The organism is Hydrogenophaga sp. NH-16 (assembly GCF_004006415.1).
Lineage (GTDB): Bacteria > Pseudomonadota > Gammaproteobacteria > Burkholderiales > Burkholderiaceae_C > Hydrogenophaga > Hydrogenophaga pseudoflava.
Window position 1 is genome coordinate 1,646,347 of record NZ_CP029344.1, and the last position, 15,497, is coordinate 1,661,843.

A 15,497-nucleotide genomic window follows, 5' to 3' on the forward strand; every position below is an offset into this window, starting at 1 on the left:
GGAAAGCCCCGAAGGGCTCAGTAGCTGACCGGCAGTGGGTCCAGCGAGCGCCAAATATACCAAGTGGCGACGCTGCAGTAAGGCGCCCAGGAGGCAGCCACTTCGCGGATCTCGCTGCGGCTGACCGGTTCACCGGAAAAGTAGGCGCGGCTGATGCCGTTCTGCAGGCCGATGTCGTCCAGCGGCAGCACGTTCGGACGCATCAGGTGAAAAATCAGGAACATCTCGGCGGTCCAGCGGCCAATGCCGCGGATGGCCACCAACTCGGCGATGATCGCCTCGTCGTCCATCTCGGCCCACTTGTCGACGTGCACCTGATCGTTGGCAAAGTGAAGCGCCAGGTCCACCAGGTACTCGACCTTGCGTGCTGACAGACCGGCTGCCCGCATGTCGTCCACTTTGAGCTTGAGCACATAGGCCGGCGTCATCTTGCGCGGCAGCTTTTCGAATCGGTCCCACACGGATTGCGCCGCCTTGACCGATATCTGCTGCCCCACGATGCTGCGGGCCAGCGTGACAAACGCATCGCCCCGAGACTGAAGGCTGGCACCCGCGTGCTGCGGGATCAGCTTTTTCATCACCCGATCGCGCTTCATCAGATGCCGACATGCCTCCTGCCAATACAGCGGCGCATCGGGCCCGACATCGGGCAATTGCGAGGTCACCATCAGGCACGCTCCCAGGTGGTGCCGGCAGGACTGTCCTTGAGCACGATGCCCTGGGCCAACAGCGCCTGGCGGATGCGATCCGCCTCGGAGAAGTTCTTGGCGGCTTTGGCGGCGGCCCGGGCCGCAATCTGATCAGCAATGGCGGCTTCGTCCAGGCCATCACCGGCGCCACCCGCTTGCAGATAGCTTTGCGGATCCTGCTGCAACAGACCCAGCACGCCCCCGAGCGCCTGCAACACACCGGCCAGCGAGGCATCGCGGGTGCGGTTCACTTCGCTGGCCAGATCGAACAACACGGCGACGGCCTCGGGCGTACCGAAATCCTCGTCCATGGCGACCTTGAACCGGGCGGCAGACGGCTGGTTCCAGTCAATGCTCTCGGGCACCTCGGCCTTGACCGCGGCCAGCGCGGTGTAGAGGCGCTTGAGGGCCGAGCGCGCATCGTCCAGATGGGCATCGCTGTAGTTCAGGGCGCTGCGATAGTGGGCCCGCAGCACGAAGAAGCGCACCGTCTCGGCGTCGTACTTCTCCAGCACCTCGCGGATGGTGAAGAAATTGCCCAGGCTCTTGGACATCTTCTCGTTGTCCACCCGCACGAAGCCGTTGTGCATCCAGAAGCGCGCCAGCGGCTGGCCGGTCGCACCCTCGCTCTGGGCGATCTCGTTTTCGTGGTGGGGGAACTGCAGATCAGCGCCACCGCCGTGGATGTCGAAGCTCTCACCCAGCATCTCGCAGCTCATGGCGGAACACTCAATGTGCCAGCCCGGTCGACCGCTGCCGTAGGGACTGTCCCACTTCGCTTCGGCGGGCTCCTCGGCTTTGGCCGATTTCCAGAGCACAAAGTCCAGCGGGTCCTGCTTGCCGTCGTCTACTGCGACACGCTCGCCGGCGCGCAGATCGTCCAGCGACTTGCCGGAGAGCTTGCCGTAGCCAGGGAACTTGCGCACCGCGTAGTTCACATCGCCATTGGGACTGCGATAGGCCAGCCCTTTGTCTTCCAGTTGGCGCACGATGCCCAGCATCTGCGGCACGTAGTCGGTGGCGCGCGGCTCGTGAGTGGGCCGCTCGATGCCCAGCGCATCCGCGTCCTGGTGCAGCGCCTCGATCATGCGGTTGGTCAGCTGGGTGATGGTTTCACCGTTCCTGACCGCACGGGCGATGATCTTGTCGTCGATGTCCGTCACATTGCGCACATAGGTGACGCGATACCCGCTGGCCTTGAGCCAGCGCTGCACCACATCAAATGCCAGCATCGACCGGGCATGACCGAGGTGGCAGAGGTCGTAGACGGTCATGCCACAGACATACATGCGCACATGCCCGGGGTCGAGCGGCAGGAACGGCTCGACGCCGCGCGAGAGGGTGTTGAAGATTCGCAAGGACATGGAAGGCCAGCCGAATGACCCGACTGGAGCGCACCTGCATGCAGGGAGCATCTCGACCCGAGACGTCGACAGGATTCAGAGAAAAGAAGCGCGAGAACAGCGGACATTACACCGGTGTCGCGCGACCACCGGACTGCGGGGCCTGGCGGGGGCCCTCAGATACAATTCGCCAGTATATCCAGCCCAGTGCGCCACCGGCATTTTCGATGCCCACACACAGGAGCGCTATAGTATTCGTCGACCGGCGCAGGCCGGCCTTCGGTTTGCTGTTGTCGCCATCTGAGGTCACATGATCAACCCCATGCAATTTCCCTCTGCCCAGCCCGTCAAGTCCCGCAGTTTCGGCACCCGGCGACCCTTCGCTTCGCTGCGCCTGATGGCCATGTGCGTCGCAGTGTCAGCCGCCCTCGCCGCGCCGCTGACGCAGGCCCAGCCCGACGACTACGCAGAGGTCAATCGCCTGTTGCGCGCCGGACAGTTCTCGGAGGCCATGAACAAGGCCGACCAGTACCTTGCAGGCAAGCCCCGGGACCCCCAGATGCGCTTTCTCAAGGGCGTCATCCAGACCGAAAGTGGCAAACAGGCCGATGCCGTCGCCACCTTCCAGAAGCTGACCGAGGAGTTCCCCGAGTTGCCCGAGCCTTACAACAACCTAGCCGTCCTGTACGCAGGCCAGAGCCAGTTTGACAAGGCACGAGCGGCGCTCGAAATGGCGATTCGCACCAACCCCAGTTACGCCACAGCGCACGAAAACCTGGGTGACGTCTACGCCAAGCTCGCCAGCCAGGCCTACAGCAAGGCCTTGCAGCTGGATGCAGGAAATGCCGGAGTGGCCCCCAAGCTGAGCCTGATCCGCAACCTGTTCGCCACCGACGCCAAGGGTGCCAAGCCAGCGGCTGCTCCAGCAACTTCGGCGCCGCCTGTCGCCGCAGCCAAACCCACAGCATCGGCCCCAGTGGCCCCCCCCGCCGCCCAGGCGCCTGCCACCACCAGCAACGCCGAAAGCGACGTGGAATCAGCCGTGGCGGCCTGGGCCAAGGCGTGGTCCAGCAAGAACATGTCGGGCTACCTGGGTGCCTACGCCGGTAGCTTCACCCCTCCTGGCGGCCAGAGCCGCAGCGAGTGGGAGGCCGACCGCAAGGCCCGCATCATGCCGCGCAACCGCATCGACGTGGACATCAGCGAACTCTCCGTTTCGGTCAACGGTGATCGGGCCTCTGCCAAATTCCGTCAGGCTTACTCTTCCGATTCGCTGAGTGTGACAAGCCGCAAGACACTGGACTTGGTCAAGAGCGGGAATCGCTGGCTGATCGTGCGCGAATCCACGGGATCCTGATGGCCGGTCGGCGGTTTTTCCAACGGGGTCACGCCAGCGTACCAGCCGCCTCCCTGCGCACCGTCTCCGGCCTGCCCCGATGGCTGATCGGAGCCGTGGCATTTGCCGCACTGTCAGGCTCTCTCCTGGCGTTGTTTCACCAGGGGTCTGCGGGTGCCCTGCTCCCCCGCCTCCCTGCCGTATCGACCTCAGAGGACTCCGCAAGATCTGGCCCATCGATTATTGATTCCGCCATGGCCCGGATGCACGACGCGTCCGATGCGATCAAGTCGGTGACCAGATCCTCCGGTCTGCATCCACAGCCGCTGTCGGACGATGCCATGGCCCGCGTCGCCCCTTTGTTGGGTCGGGCCGAGGCCAGACTGATCGACATCTACCGACTCATCAGCCAGGGCCAGCACCGCGAGGCGCTGTCACAAGCCGAGCGCCTGGTCCGCGATCACCCCAACTTCCACCTCGCACACCTCGTGCACGGAGACCTGCTGAGCCTGCAGGTTCGGCCCGTCCGCCAGCTGGGTGACGTACCCGACACCACCGCCATTGCAGCGGCGCAGCAGCTCGCCGTTCTTCGGGACGAGTCGCGCCGGCGCCTGCTTGCACTGACCGAAAGGCCGCCTGAAGGCGCCGTTCCGTCCCAGTTCCTGAGCCTCGCCTCCCTGAGCAGGCATGCGATCGCCGTTGATGCATCCCGGTCGCGCCTGTACCTGTTCGAGAACCAGACGCCATCCGGCGGTACGAACGGTTTGCTGGCCGCCCCTCCCAGGCTCAAGCTGCTGGGCGACTTCTACATCTCGGTCGGCTTGTCAGGCATCGAGAAAGAGATTGAGGGCGACAAGCGCACCCCTCTGGGCGTGTACTACATCACCAGCAACCTGCATCCCGACAGCCTGCCCGACCTGTATGGCGTCGGGGCGCTGCCCATCAACTACCCGAATCCGCTGGACCTGCAGCGCGGCAAGACCGGCAGCGGCATCTGGCTGCATGGAACACCCCGGGAGCAATTTGTCCGTGCACCACAAGCGTCGGACGGTTGCGTGGTGCTGTCCAACCCGGATCTGGAGCGACTGCTGTCCACCGTGCAGATCCGCACCACACCGGTGGTGATCGCCGCCGAACTCCAATGGGTGCAACCGGAGGAACTCGACGCCGAACGGCGTGCGTTCGAAAGCGCACTGGCCTCCTGGAAAGAAGCCAAGAGCACGGGCCAGAGCGAACGCCTGAGCGCGTTCTACTCCAGCAAGTTGCTCGCCGGGAGCGGGTCCAGCGGCGGCCGCCCGGAGGTCGGTCCAGAGTCCGCAAAAGGCGTGAAAGCAGTCGACATCAAGGATGTTTCCGTGCTCCGCTGGCAGGACCAGCAGGACACGATGGTGGTCACGTTCGGAGAGGTGCCACAAGGACAGAGCCGAGGGGTGACCCGGCGCCAGTACTGGGCTCGTGAAAGCGACCAGTGGAAGATTTTTCATGAAGGGACTCCCTGATGCCGTCCGAGCTCGATCACACCACCCTGAACCGCCGAACCACGGTGCGCACTCTTGCACTCGCCGCCCTGGCGGCACGCACCTTCGGCGCCCTGTCCATATCGGACGCCAGGGCCGCCGGCGCGTCGAACCCCAAAGTTCGCCTGAGCACCTCGGCCGGTGACATCGTGCTGGAGCTGTACCCCGACAAGGCACCCAAGACGGTCGAAAACTTCCTTCAATACGTCCGTGACAAACACTACGACGGCACGGTGTTCCACCGCGTGATCAACAACTTCATGGTCCAGGGTGGCGGATACGACGCCCGCTACCGCGAGAAGCCCACCCGCGCACCGGTGGTGCACGAGGGCCAGGCGGCGCTGGAGCGAGGTGGCCCGCGCAACGTGGTGGGCACGGTCGCCATGGCGCGCACCAACGACCCGCACTCCGCAACCGCCCAGTTTTTCATCAACGTCAAGGACAACGCCTTCCTGGACCCGACCCCCATCCCGCCAGGGGATCCAGTGCCGCGCTTCGAATACGGCGGCCGTGTCTATGAAAATGTGCCTCGCGCCAATCTGCTGGCGGCCGGACAACTGTTTGGCTACACCGTGTTCGGCAAGGTGATCGCCGGCATGGACGTGGTCAACAAGATCAAGGCCACGCCCACCGGTGCCGGCGGCCCCTTCCCGACGGATGTCCCCAAGACGCCCGTCACCATCCTCAAAGCCACTCTGGAGAACTGAACATGGCCAACCCCCAGGTCGAACTGCACATCACGGGCCTCGGCGTCATCACGCTCGAACTCGACGCCGAAAAAGCCCCACTGACGACCGCCAACTTCCTGGCCTATGTCAACAAGGGCCACTACAACAACACCGTGTTCCATCGCGTGATCCCCGGCTTCATGGTGCAGGGCGGCGGCTTCGAGCCCGGCATGAACCAGAAAGCCACCGACGCCCCGATCCAGAACGAAGCCAACAATGGCCTGCGCAACGAGATCTACACCGTGGCCATGGCGCGCACCAGCGACCCGCATTCGGCCAGCGCGCAGTTCTTCATCAACGTCGCCAACAACGCTTTCCTGAACCACACCGCTCCGAGCGCCCAGGGCTGGGGCTATGCGGTGTTCGGCAAGGTGGTGTCGGGGTCCGATGTGGTAAAGAAGATCGAAGCCACCCCCACCGGTCGCCGCGGCTTCCACGACGACGTGCCCAAGCAGGACGTGGTGATCGAAAAGGCCGTCGCGCTCTGAGGCTCAGGGTGCATCCCTGACCGATGACGAACCTGCCTGTCGACCGCTTTGCCGAGCTGCGCGCCCCCGCGCACTGGCAGGCGGTCGATTTCATTTCAGACCTCCATCTGCACCCCGGGGAGCCACAGACCTTGGGCGCCTGGTGGCGCTACCTGGAACGCCCGCCAGAGGAACGGGCCGATGCACTGTTCATTCTCGGCGACCTGTTTGAAGTGTGGGTCGGAGACGATGCGCTGGAGAACCCGGACTCCTTCGGCGCCCTGTGCGCCCGGCAGCTGCACCAGCACAGCATCGACACGCCGGTGTTCTTCATGTGCGGCAACCGGGATTTCCTCGTTGGCCCCTCTGCCCTGAGCGCCTGCGGCATGCAGGGCCTGGATGATCCCACAGTGCTCGAATTCATGGGGGCGCGCTGGCTGCTCAGCCACGGCGACGCGCTGTGCCTGGACGACACCGACTACCTGGCCTTCCGGGCCATGGTCCGCTCTGCAGAATGGCAGCGCAGCTTCCTGGCCCAACCGCTCGCCCAGCGGGAAGCCGTGGCGCGCGACCTGCGCGAACGCAGCGAAGCCCGCAAGAAGAGCCTGGCGCACGACCCTGCGCTGTGGGCGGATGTCGACGCGGAAGAGGCGCGCCGCTGGCTCCGAGCCGCTGGTGCCGCCACACTGATCCACGGACACACCCACCGCCCTGCGACGCACGACCTGGGAGAGGGTCTGCAACGTGTGGTGCTCAGCGACTGGGACGCCGCAGCCACCCCCGCCCGGCTGGACATCCTGCGCCTCAGCCACAGCGGTTTTTCGCACCTGCGCCCGTGATACAGACACTGCAGCGCTGGCTTCCGCGCCGCTGGCGCACGGAGCCCCAACTGCCCGACGGGCCGTGGTCGGCCATTCTTGGGTCCCACCCCTTTCTGGCGGAGCTCTCCGGGCCGGATCGCTTCCGCCTGCGCCAGCTCAGCGGCCACTTCCTGATGGAAAAGGAATTTCATGGCGCCCATGGACTGGTCGTGACCGACCCCATGGCGCTGGCGATTGCCGCCCAGGCCTGCCTGCCCCTGCTGCACATCCGTCCTCCCTCAGGCCAAGCCGCGTCGAATCCGCTGGACGCGCTGGCCTGGTACGACGACTTCGTCGGCATCGTGGTGCAGCCGGGGGCCGCGCTGGCACACCGACGCGTCGCCGACGCCAGCGGGGTGGTTCACCACTACGAGGAAGTGCTGGCTGGCGAAGCCATGGACCGGGGGCCGGTCATGCTGAGCTGGGAGGAGGTGCGCCAGGCGCCCGATGCCGCCGGCACCGGCAGCAACGTTGTGATTCACGAGTTCGTGCACAAGATCGACATGCGGGGCATGCACGCAGGGGGCAACCCGGACGGCGCGCCCGCCCTGGTTGCGGGGCTCTGGGGCACTCGCAGCGATGCCCAGGCTCGGGAACACTGGCGGAGCACCATGACGCAGGCCTACGACCACTTCCGGGAAAGCGTGTCCATGGCAGAGCGATTCGGCGCCGAACGGCCCTGGCTGGACGACTACGCGGCAACGAACCCTGCGGAGTTTTTTGCCGTGACCTGCGAGGCCTACTTCGTCAGCAGACTCCGGTTCGGCCAGGAGTTTCCCGCGCTCCTCGCGCTTTACGACGGCTTCTTCCGCCCGGACGCCTGAGCACCCGGGCGGGCCGGACAGATCAGCGCCGCAGCAGCACCTTCAGCGCCTGCTGCAGGCGCCGCGCGGAACCTGCGTCGAACGGTGCGGCCAGCACACGCCCCACATCCTGTGGCCAGGTGTCCGCCGGAGCGGCCTCGTGGCGCCGGGTCAGCAGCTGCAGCTGCAGAAGCCGGCGCGCCTCCACCTGTTCGGCGGGCGTGGGCACTTCGGCCGCCATCTCCAGGCGCAACAAGGCCTCGGCGGGTATGGCCACGGACGGCGCCGCTCCCAGCGACTGCACCCAGGAGCCGCGCGCCGCCGTCACCCCACGGCCGCCCAAGGCCTGGGCTGCCGGCACTGCCGACGGATCGCGCTTCTCCCAGGCAGTCAGCAACTGCGTGAGCACCTCACCATGCGCCTGCGCCGCCAGCTTGCGCAGCGCCGCTTCGGCATGCTCAAGCGCCTGGCGCTGTGCGCGGAACGCCGCATCGCCCAGCCTGGGAGCCGGTGCACCCCGCGGTTCGCGGGGCGGGCGGGCATCCCCCCAGCCATCGCGCGGGCCTCTTCCTGCGTCCCGAGCCCCGCGACCATCCCGTCCAGCGGGTCCACGGCGCTCGTCGCGCCCGGCGGGCTCTGCCTTTTTCATGCCCGGCCGGTCGTCACCACGCATGGCCACCAGCTTGCGGGCCGGCGCGGATGCTGGCTTCGGCACTGCCTCGGGCGAATCGGCGGCCTCAGGAGCGGTCTCAGCTTGTGGCGTCGCGCCATCCAAGGCGGGAGCGTTGGCCGCCTCTTCCCGAGCAAGGGTTTCACCCCGCATCGCCTGCTCAAGCGCCGCCTGCGCTGCACGGATCTGCTGGGCATCGCCGCTGGCGCTGGCGGCATCGAGCGCACGAGCAGCATCCAGCACGCGCTGGTCGTGTGCGTTCAGCGTGGCCACGGCGCGTTCCCGCTCGGAGCTCTTGCGCTGGAACGCAGCGTCGATCGGCTGGCGGAACGCCTCCCAGAGCTTCTGTTCCTGCTTTCGCTCCAGCGGCACCGCGTGTGCCTCGGCCTGCCAGCGCTGCTGCAAGGCCTTCACCGCATCGATGCGCAGCTGAGGCGCCTCACCCAGCGCCACCGCCTCGTCGATCATGGCGCGGCGACGCGCCACGCTCTGTGCCTGGGCGGCCTCCAGTTCGACGTGGGCAGCCTGCATGGCGGCCTTCCAGAGGGGCTGAAGCTCGGCGAATGCTTTTTCACTGAGGTGCCCGGCCTCGCGCCAGCGCTCGGAGAACGCGTGCAGGTCACGGATCTGGTTTTTCCAGTCGCTCTGGCCGGCGTGGGCCGCGGTCCAGGCCTTGACCTCTTCGATGATGGCCAGCCGCTGGGCCCTGTGGGCCTCCGCCTGCTGGCGCACCTGGCTCAGCCAGACCTCAACCTCCTTGTGCGCCAGGGTGCAGGCCTCATCGAAGCGCTTCCAGAGGGCGTGGTTGGCAGGCCCGCCTTGGTCCGTCGTCTTCCATTGGTCTCGAAGGCTGCGCAGGGTTTCCTGCATCTTGCGGCCACCCAGACGCTGCCCTTCTGGCGCTGCCATCAGAGCTTCGGCTTTGCGAACCAGCTCCTCACGCAATTGGTCGGCGCGCCAGCGCTGCCAGTCTTCTAGTTCACCGGCCTGGGCCAGAATCGCGTTCGCCTTGCCTTCGAGCTCAGCCCCGACCAGCCGCCCCGACGAACGGAGCAGCGCACGGACATCGGCCGCAGCCTTGGGCGTGGCCTTGCCATGTCCTTGCGCCAGCTCACGCTCCAGCGCTTCCAAAGCCTTCTGTAGCTCCGCCTGCGCCCGGGCGCGGCGCTCGGCCGCCTGCGTGTCGGTCTTGTCGGCTTCAGCAGGCGTCTCGATGCCACGCGCCTGCCTCAACTCATCGGCCCACACCGGAACGGCCGGCAATGGCGCCTGCGGGTCCGCATCAGCGGCCACGGCCTGGGCCAGTGCGGCTTCAAAGGCGTCCCAGACCAGTTGCAACTGCTGTCGCGATGCCTCCAGCATGGGCGGAAACCGCACTTCCACGCTGGGCCACTGAGGGTCGTCGGCCAGCCCACTGGCCTGCGCCTGCCACTGCTGGACATCCGCCCGCAGCCCATCAATGCCCGCCTGGGCCTCTTTCCATGACTTGGTCGAGAGGATTTCGATGCGCTGGGCCATCAACACAGCGGACTCGCGCTCGACCTGCACCCGGTGCTGCAGGTCTTCAATGGCCTTGACCCGCTCGGCCAGCGCCGCCTTGAGCCCTGCGAGTGGTTCGCGCGACAGCGGCGCCCCTGCCCGCGCGGCATCGCGCTGCCAAGCCATGGCGTCGGCCAGGTTCAGCCGCGACTGCGCAATCAGCGCTTGGGCTTTCTGGGCCCATTCCACGCCAATGTGCTCCTGGGCCTTCTGGCGCTTGAGTTCGTCGAGCTTTTCCTTCAGAGGCTTGGCGGCCCCGCGGTCCCGCTGGGACAGTTCCTTGAACACCTCGTTCATGGCCTCCCAGCCTGGCTCGGTCTGCAACCAAGCACGCACGCGGGCCGCGCGTTCTCCACTCGTAGGTGCGGAAAACGCACCTCCCGTCAATGCATCCAGAGGGTGGGACGACGGGGTCGAGGCGGCCCCGCCGCCGCCGGCCGGTGTCGCGGCGGGATCGGGCGTGGGAGACTGGGGCGCGCTCTTGCGCAGGGAGAACAGCGACATATTGATAGGTACAGCAGTGAGAGACGCCCACGCCGACGGGCGATGGACCACATCCGCTATTGTCGCCCGGGATGACCCGCCAACGACCTGATGCGCTGGCCCAAAAAAGAAACCCCGGCAGGAGAGCCTGCCGGGGTTGACGGCGGGCAAACTGCACTTGCCGTCGGGGCTGGCAGACAGGGAGTTGAATGTCCCTGACGCCTGGAAGCAAGAGATTGCTTCCATTGGGAGCCGACTGGCAGCTGAACTGCCTGATCGGCTGAATGCCGGTCATCACAACCGACGGTTGAAGATTACGCCGGAAGCGTCTCGATTTCAAGCGCAGAGACGCTCAGTTACCCGTGCACTTCAGTCTGTCCGACTGGCGGTAGCACCCCGTGCTGCAACCAGGTGCAACGACTGGCTTACCCGACGAACGGCATCGAAAAGGCGGATGGACGGCAACCTGCATGTGTGCTGGACCCGCCGCTAGGAATCTGCAAACAAGGGCCAAATCCCCATTCTCTTAATAACCAAATATTGTTTTAAACGTCGTTTAAAACATTGACCGAACATTAACGGGCACATACCATTCGCCCCGTTTTCCGTTCCGGGTAAACCCTCACGACGTCGGCGCCCCTCAAACACCACAGGTGCCCGCGAAACCGCCATTGATGGCGCCCCCCCTCACCGCTGCATCAGACCTTGTGGTCGGCGCAGCCCTGCAAGGAGCGACAACATGACAACGCTTTCGATTTCAGAGGCGCAGCAAAAGAGCAGCGCCTCTGCTGTCCAATCTTCCGTGTTCATCGCGCTCGCCGATGTGTACAGGGGCTTCGTCGCCCTCGCTCGCAACGGCATGGTCGCGCTGGGTGCTGGCTTTGCGGTGCTGGTCATTGCACTCGCCGTGCAGAGCGACCTGCGCTCGAACATGGAGCAGTTGCTGCTGAGCTGGTTGCAGGAGCGCCAGGATTCGGCCGTGGTGGCAGCAGATGACGCCCCCATGCCAGAAAACAGCAATGACGACCGCCTTGCGGTCGCTCCGCCCCCCCTTCTGCCCAAGCAGCAGGCTGCCGTGACCCAGTGGCTCAGCCGCAAATACCGTGTGGCGCCGGAACCGCTGGGCGCATTGGTGGCCGAAGCCTTTGCGGTCGGTGCCAAGGTGCGCCTTGATCCGACACTGATCCTGGCAGTCATGGCCATCGAGTCGCGCTTCAATCCCTACGCGCAGAGCCCTGTGGGCGCTCAGGGCCTGATGCAGGTGCTCACCCGCGTCCACACCGACAAGTACGACGACTACGGGGGCGCCATGGCCGCCTTCGACCCCCTTTCCAATCTGCGGGTCGGCGTCAAGGTGCTCCAGGATTGCATCAAGCAGGCCGGCTCTGTCGAAGGTGGACTGCGGCTCTACGTGGGGGCGGTGACCACCGACGGCAGCGGCTACATCAACAAAGTCATGGCCGAGCACCTTCGGATCCAGAGCGTGGCGCTGGGCAAACCGATGCCGACTTCCTTCCCGATCTTCACCGCCGCGCCTGCGCCCGCCGCGCCGGAGCCGATCGAGCCAACCCAGACCGGGCTGCTCGATCCCCAGCCCGAAGCCATCCCTGCCGGCCAGCCGGTTGAACCGGCAGCCGACGCCGTTCTCACCAGCTCCTGACCACAGACTGCCAAGCTCCGAGGCCTGCGGGCGCCTCGCCACTCGGATAAACTACACAGGTGCGCAACTGGCGATAGGCGCGCGGCAGCCACCTGCCGTCCGCGCTGACGTGGCCCTCCGCTCCTGGCGAGCGGGACAACCACTGGGAAGCGCACCGCCCACTCTACGGGTGTTCAGCCGTTCGCCTGGGCAGTCCCTGCCGCTTTTCAGAGAGTGCGCGGGGTCCCATCTCATCCGAGACCGTCCCGAGACTGCCAAACCATGTACGACCGCAACATCCTCATCGAGCAAACCGACCCCGAACTGTTCAAGGCCATTCAAGCGGAAAACGCCCGCCAGGAACACCACATCGAGCTGATCGCCAGCGAGAACTACGCCTCGCCGGCCGTGATGGCCGCCCAGGGCACCCAGTTGACCAACAAGTACGCCGAGGGCTACCCCGGCAAGCGCTACTACGGCGGCTGCGAGTACGTCGACGTGGCCGAACAGCTGGCCATCGACCGCGTCAAGCAGATCTTCGGTGCCGATGCCGCCAACGTGCAGCCGCACTGCGGCGCCTCGGCCAACGAGGCCGTCTTCCTGGCCTTCCTCAAGCCCGGGGACACCATCATGGGCATGAGCCTGGCCGAAGGAGGCCACCTCACCCACGGCATGCCGCTGAACATGTCGGGCAAGTGGTTTAACGTGGTCAGCTACGGCCTCGACAAGAACGAAGCGATCGACTACGACGTCATGGAAGCCAAGGCCCGCGAGCACAAGCCCAAGCTCATCGTCGCCGGGGCGTCCGCATACAGCCTGCGCATCGACTTCGAGCGCTTTGCCAAGATCGCCAAGGAAATAGGCGCCATCTTCATGGTCGACATGGCCCACTACGCCGGCCTGATCGCCGCGGGCGTGTATCCCAACCCGGTGCCATTCGCCGACGTGGTGACCTCCACCACCCACAAGAGCCTGCGCGGCCCGCGCGGCGGCATCATCCTGATGAAGGCCGAGCACGAAAAGGCCATCAACAGCGCCATCTTCCCCGGCCTGCAGGGCGGTCCGCTGATGCACGTCATCGCAGCCAAGGCGGTCGCCTTCAAGGAAGCGCTGCAGCCCGAGTTCAAGGCCTACCAGCAACAGGTGGTGAAGAACGCCCAGATCGTGGCCGAGACCCTGACCCAGCGCGGTCTGCGCATCGTCAGCGGCCGCACCGAGAGTCATGTGATGCTGGTGGACCTGCGCGCCAAGGGCATCACCGGCAAGGAAGCCGAGGCCGTGCTGGGCAGCGCCCACATGACCATCAACAAGAACGCGATCCCCAACGACCCGGAAAAGCCGATGGTCACCAGTGGTGTGCGCATCGGCACCCCGGCCATGACCACCCGCGGCTTCAAGGACGAGGAAGCCCGCATCACCGCCAACCTGATTGCCGACGTGCTGGACAACCCGCGCGACCCGGCGAACATCGAAGCGGTGCGCGCCAAGGTCAATGCCCTGACCGCCCGTTTCCCCGTCTACAGGTGAAATGCCCCTTTTGCGGCCATCTGGAAACCCAGGTCGTTGAGACCCGGGTTTCCGAAGACGCGGACTTCATCCGCCGCCGCAGGCAGTGCGGCCACTGCGAAAAGCGCTTCACCACCTATGAGCGGCCAGAGGTCAGCTTCCCGGCGGTGGTGAAGAAGGATGGTCGGCGCGTGGACTACGTGCCGGCCAAACTGCGCGCCTCATTCACCCTCGCCCTGCGCAAGCGACCGGTGAGCACCGAACAGGTGGACGCCGCCATCGAGCGCATCGAGGAAAAGCTGCTCAACCTGGGCAGCCGCGAAGTGGCCTCCACCAAACTGGGCGAGATGGTCATGCGCGAGCTCAAGAAACTCGACAAGGTGGCCTACATCCGCTTCGCCAGCGTTTACCGCAGTTTTGAGGATATCGACGAGTTTCGCGCGCTCGTGGATGAGGTCCGCCGGTAGCGCGCCGCCGGCTATTGGGAAAAGCCCCTCCTCCATCGGAGGGACACGATACCGACATGTACCTCATTGAAGGCATGATTCGGTGGCAACGCAGGGAAATAATGAGTTCGAACGAATTACTTCGAACCCATCATGCGATTGCCTGTCTGTCAACCTCCTCGTCAAATCAGCGGATACACCCTCATCGAACTGGTCGTGGCGACCGCGTTGCTGGCCATTCTCATTCAGCTCGCTGTTCCCCCCATGAGCCGGCTGCTCTCTGACTGGCAAAGAGACAACGCCACCCGAGCCATCACCGATCACCTTGCGCTCGCGAGATCGGAGGCCATCCGCTGGTCCCGGCGCGTGGTGATGTGCAGCAGTGCAGATGGCCTTCGCTGCTCTCCCGGCTCCAACAGGGAATGGAAATCGGGATGGCTCGTGTTTCAGGACATCGACAGCAATGGCCAATTCAGCCCTTCCGACAAACTGGTCGCTGTTTCACAGGGCGTCAGTGGAATTCAAAGCATCCGCGGCAATGCATTGCTCCAGCGCTTCGTATTCATGCCAACAGGAATGATGGCATCGGGAATGGGCACGCTGGAGATCATTCCCGAAACGGGAGCCAGCCAGAGAATCATCATCAATCGAATTGGGAGAATCCAGCTCAGCACAGGCCAGCCGGCGGAATGACACCGGGGGCCCGTTGCGGATGCGGGCGGCCCCAGGCTGGCGGCGACCTGCCAGCGGTTTGTGGCGACCCAAAGCGACAGCTGCGTGAAAAATGAATGCTTTTTGCCGCTGAGCAGGCCAAATTCGACCGCGTGTCAGGGCGTCCTGAGGAGCCTTGAAGGCGGACGATACATTGCAGTACGGAGCTGCAAATTGAACAACCTGCCCTCATTCCCGAAGCCGCCCAACTCTCGCCAGCGAGGTTTCACGCTGGTTGAGCTGGTGGTCACCATCGCGCTGGTCGCCATCCTCACGACACTGGCGATTCCCAGCTTCAGCGAGGTGCTGCGCCAGTGGCGCCGCGACAGCGCCACACGCGAGCTGTCGACCAGTCTGCAGCTGGCGCGATCCGAGGCCATCAAGACATCGCGCCAGATGGTCGTCTGCCCGAGCACCGATGGCACCGCTTGTGAGGCCAGCTCCGAATGGAGTACCGGCTGGATGGTGTTCGTCGACGATGGGGCCGGTACCCAGACCAACGCCAACAACCAGACCTACGACACCGACGAGCGGATGCTCAAGATCGTGTCCGCCCAGGCCGGCGTAGCCACACTCACCAGCTCAGGGAACGTGCAGTGGTTGCAGTTCCTGCCCAACGGCCTCATGCGCACAGGCGCCAATGCCGCCGTCACCTTCACGGTCACGCCCTCGGGCGCGACCTCTTCCACCAAGGTCGACAAGATCACCGTGTCCCCTGTGGGACGCACCTCTGTCGTCACGGAGTTGCCATGACACGCCG

At 65.3% G+C, this 15,497-nt stretch carries 14 protein-coding genes and 1 riboswitch; of the genes, 11 read left to right on the forward strand and 3 right to left on the reverse strand.

All coding sequences use genetic code 11. The annotated features are described in order from the left end of the window. Window positions 1-17: 17 nt before the first annotated feature. Window positions 18-668 (reverse strand): DNA-3-methyladenine glycosylase, encoded by a 651-nt coding sequence (locus tag DD542_RS07990; protein WP_066158440.1) that lies wholly within the window; start codon window positions 666-668, stop codon window positions 18-20. Further along, the gene (cysS, locus tag DD542_RS07995; protein WP_127804934.1) at window positions 668-2,053 is read right to left on the reverse strand and encodes a cysteine--tRNA ligase; all 1,386 of its coding nucleotides are present in this window, start codon (window positions 2,051-2,053) and stop codon (window positions 668-670) included. Before cysS ends, DD542_RS07990 begins: the two co-directional genes overlap by 1 nt. Before the next feature lie 382 nt (window positions 2,054-2,435). Here cysS and DD542_RS08000 point away from each other — a divergent pair, with 382 nt between their 5' ends. The 6 genes from DD542_RS08000 to DD542_RS08025 all read left to right on the forward strand — a co-directional run bounded on the left by DD542_RS08000 (window position 2,436) and on the right by DD542_RS08025 (window position 7,764). Next, window positions 2,436-3,389 (forward strand): nuclear transport factor 2 family protein, encoded by a 954-nt coding sequence (locus DD542_RS08000; RefSeq protein WP_241559777.1) that lies wholly within the window; start codon window positions 2,436-2,438, stop codon window positions 3,387-3,389. Between the two features lie 233 nt (window positions 3,390-3,622). Further along, window positions 3,623-4,867 (forward strand): L,D-transpeptidase family protein, encoded by a 1,245-nt coding sequence (locus tag DD542_RS08005; protein ID WP_127804939.1) that lies wholly within the window; start codon window positions 3,623-3,625, stop codon window positions 4,865-4,867. Then, on the forward strand, window positions 4,867-5,592 hold the full coding sequence (locus tag DD542_RS08010; protein WP_127804941.1) for a peptidylprolyl isomerase: 726 nt from the start codon (window positions 4,867-4,869) through the stop codon (window positions 5,590-5,592). Before DD542_RS08005 ends, DD542_RS08010 begins: the two co-directional genes overlap by 1 nt. Window positions 5,593-5,594: 2 nt before the next feature. Further along, window positions 5,595-6,101: a peptidylprolyl isomerase gene (locus DD542_RS08015; protein ID WP_079367223.1), complete on the forward strand. Its 507-nt coding sequence runs from the start codon at window positions 5,595-5,597 to the stop codon at window positions 6,099-6,101. Window positions 6,102-6,124: 23 nt separating this feature from the next. After that, window positions 6,125-6,919, forward strand: a complete 795-nt coding sequence (locus tag DD542_RS08020; protein ID WP_066158431.1) for a UDP-2,3-diacylglucosamine diphosphatase — start codon at window positions 6,125-6,127, stop codon at window positions 6,917-6,919. Further along, complete coding sequence (locus DD542_RS08025; protein ID WP_127804943.1) at window positions 6,916-7,764, forward strand: M90 family metallopeptidase; 849 nt, start codon at window positions 6,916-6,918, stop codon at window positions 7,762-7,764. The genes DD542_RS08020 and DD542_RS08025 overlap by 4 nt, the downstream gene beginning before the upstream one ends. A gap of 22 nt (window positions 7,765-7,786) precedes the next feature. Here DD542_RS08025 and DD542_RS08030 read toward each other — a convergent pair whose 3' ends face one another. Next, window positions 7,787-10,456, reverse strand: a complete 2,670-nt coding sequence (locus DD542_RS08030) for a DUF349 domain-containing protein (protein ID WP_127804945.1) — start codon at window positions 10,454-10,456, stop codon at window positions 7,787-7,789. 838 nt (window positions 10,457-11,294) lie between these two features. On the opposite strand from DD542_RS08030, the gene DD542_RS08035 reads away from it, so the two are divergent. From DD542_RS08035 to DD542_RS08055, 5 genes are all read left to right on the forward strand, one after another. Further along, entirely contained in the window at window positions 11,295-12,095 is an 801-nt protein-coding gene (locus DD542_RS08035) for a lytic transglycosylase domain-containing protein (protein WP_241559778.1), read from the forward strand. A gap of 53 nt (window positions 12,096-12,148) precedes the next feature. After that, window positions 12,149-12,293, forward strand: a riboswitch (ZMP/ZTP riboswitch). 63 nt (window positions 12,294-12,356) lie between these two features. Next, complete coding sequence (glyA, locus tag DD542_RS08040) at window positions 12,357-13,601, forward strand: serine hydroxymethyltransferase (RefSeq protein ID WP_066158424.1); 1,245 nt, start codon at window positions 12,357-12,359, stop codon at window positions 13,599-13,601. Beyond that, window positions 13,598-14,047 (forward strand): transcriptional regulator NrdR, encoded by a 450-nt coding sequence (gene nrdR / locus DD542_RS08045; RefSeq protein ID WP_066158421.1) that lies wholly within the window; start codon window positions 13,598-13,600, stop codon window positions 14,045-14,047. The genes glyA and nrdR overlap by 4 nt, the downstream gene beginning before the upstream one ends. A 132-nt stretch (window positions 14,048-14,179) precedes the next feature. Next, window positions 14,180-14,719 carry a GspH/FimT family pseudopilin gene (locus DD542_RS08050; RefSeq protein WP_127807322.1) on the forward strand — a complete coding sequence of 180 codons (540 nt, stop codon included), beginning with the start codon at window positions 14,180-14,182 and terminating at the stop codon, window positions 14,717-14,719. Between the two features lie 192 nt (window positions 14,720-14,911). Next, on the forward strand, window positions 14,912-15,490 hold the full coding sequence (locus tag DD542_RS08055) for a GspH/FimT family pseudopilin (protein ID WP_127807323.1): 579 nt from the start codon (window positions 14,912-14,914) through the stop codon (window positions 15,488-15,490). The last annotated feature ends 7 nt before the right edge of the window (window positions 15,491-15,497 follow it).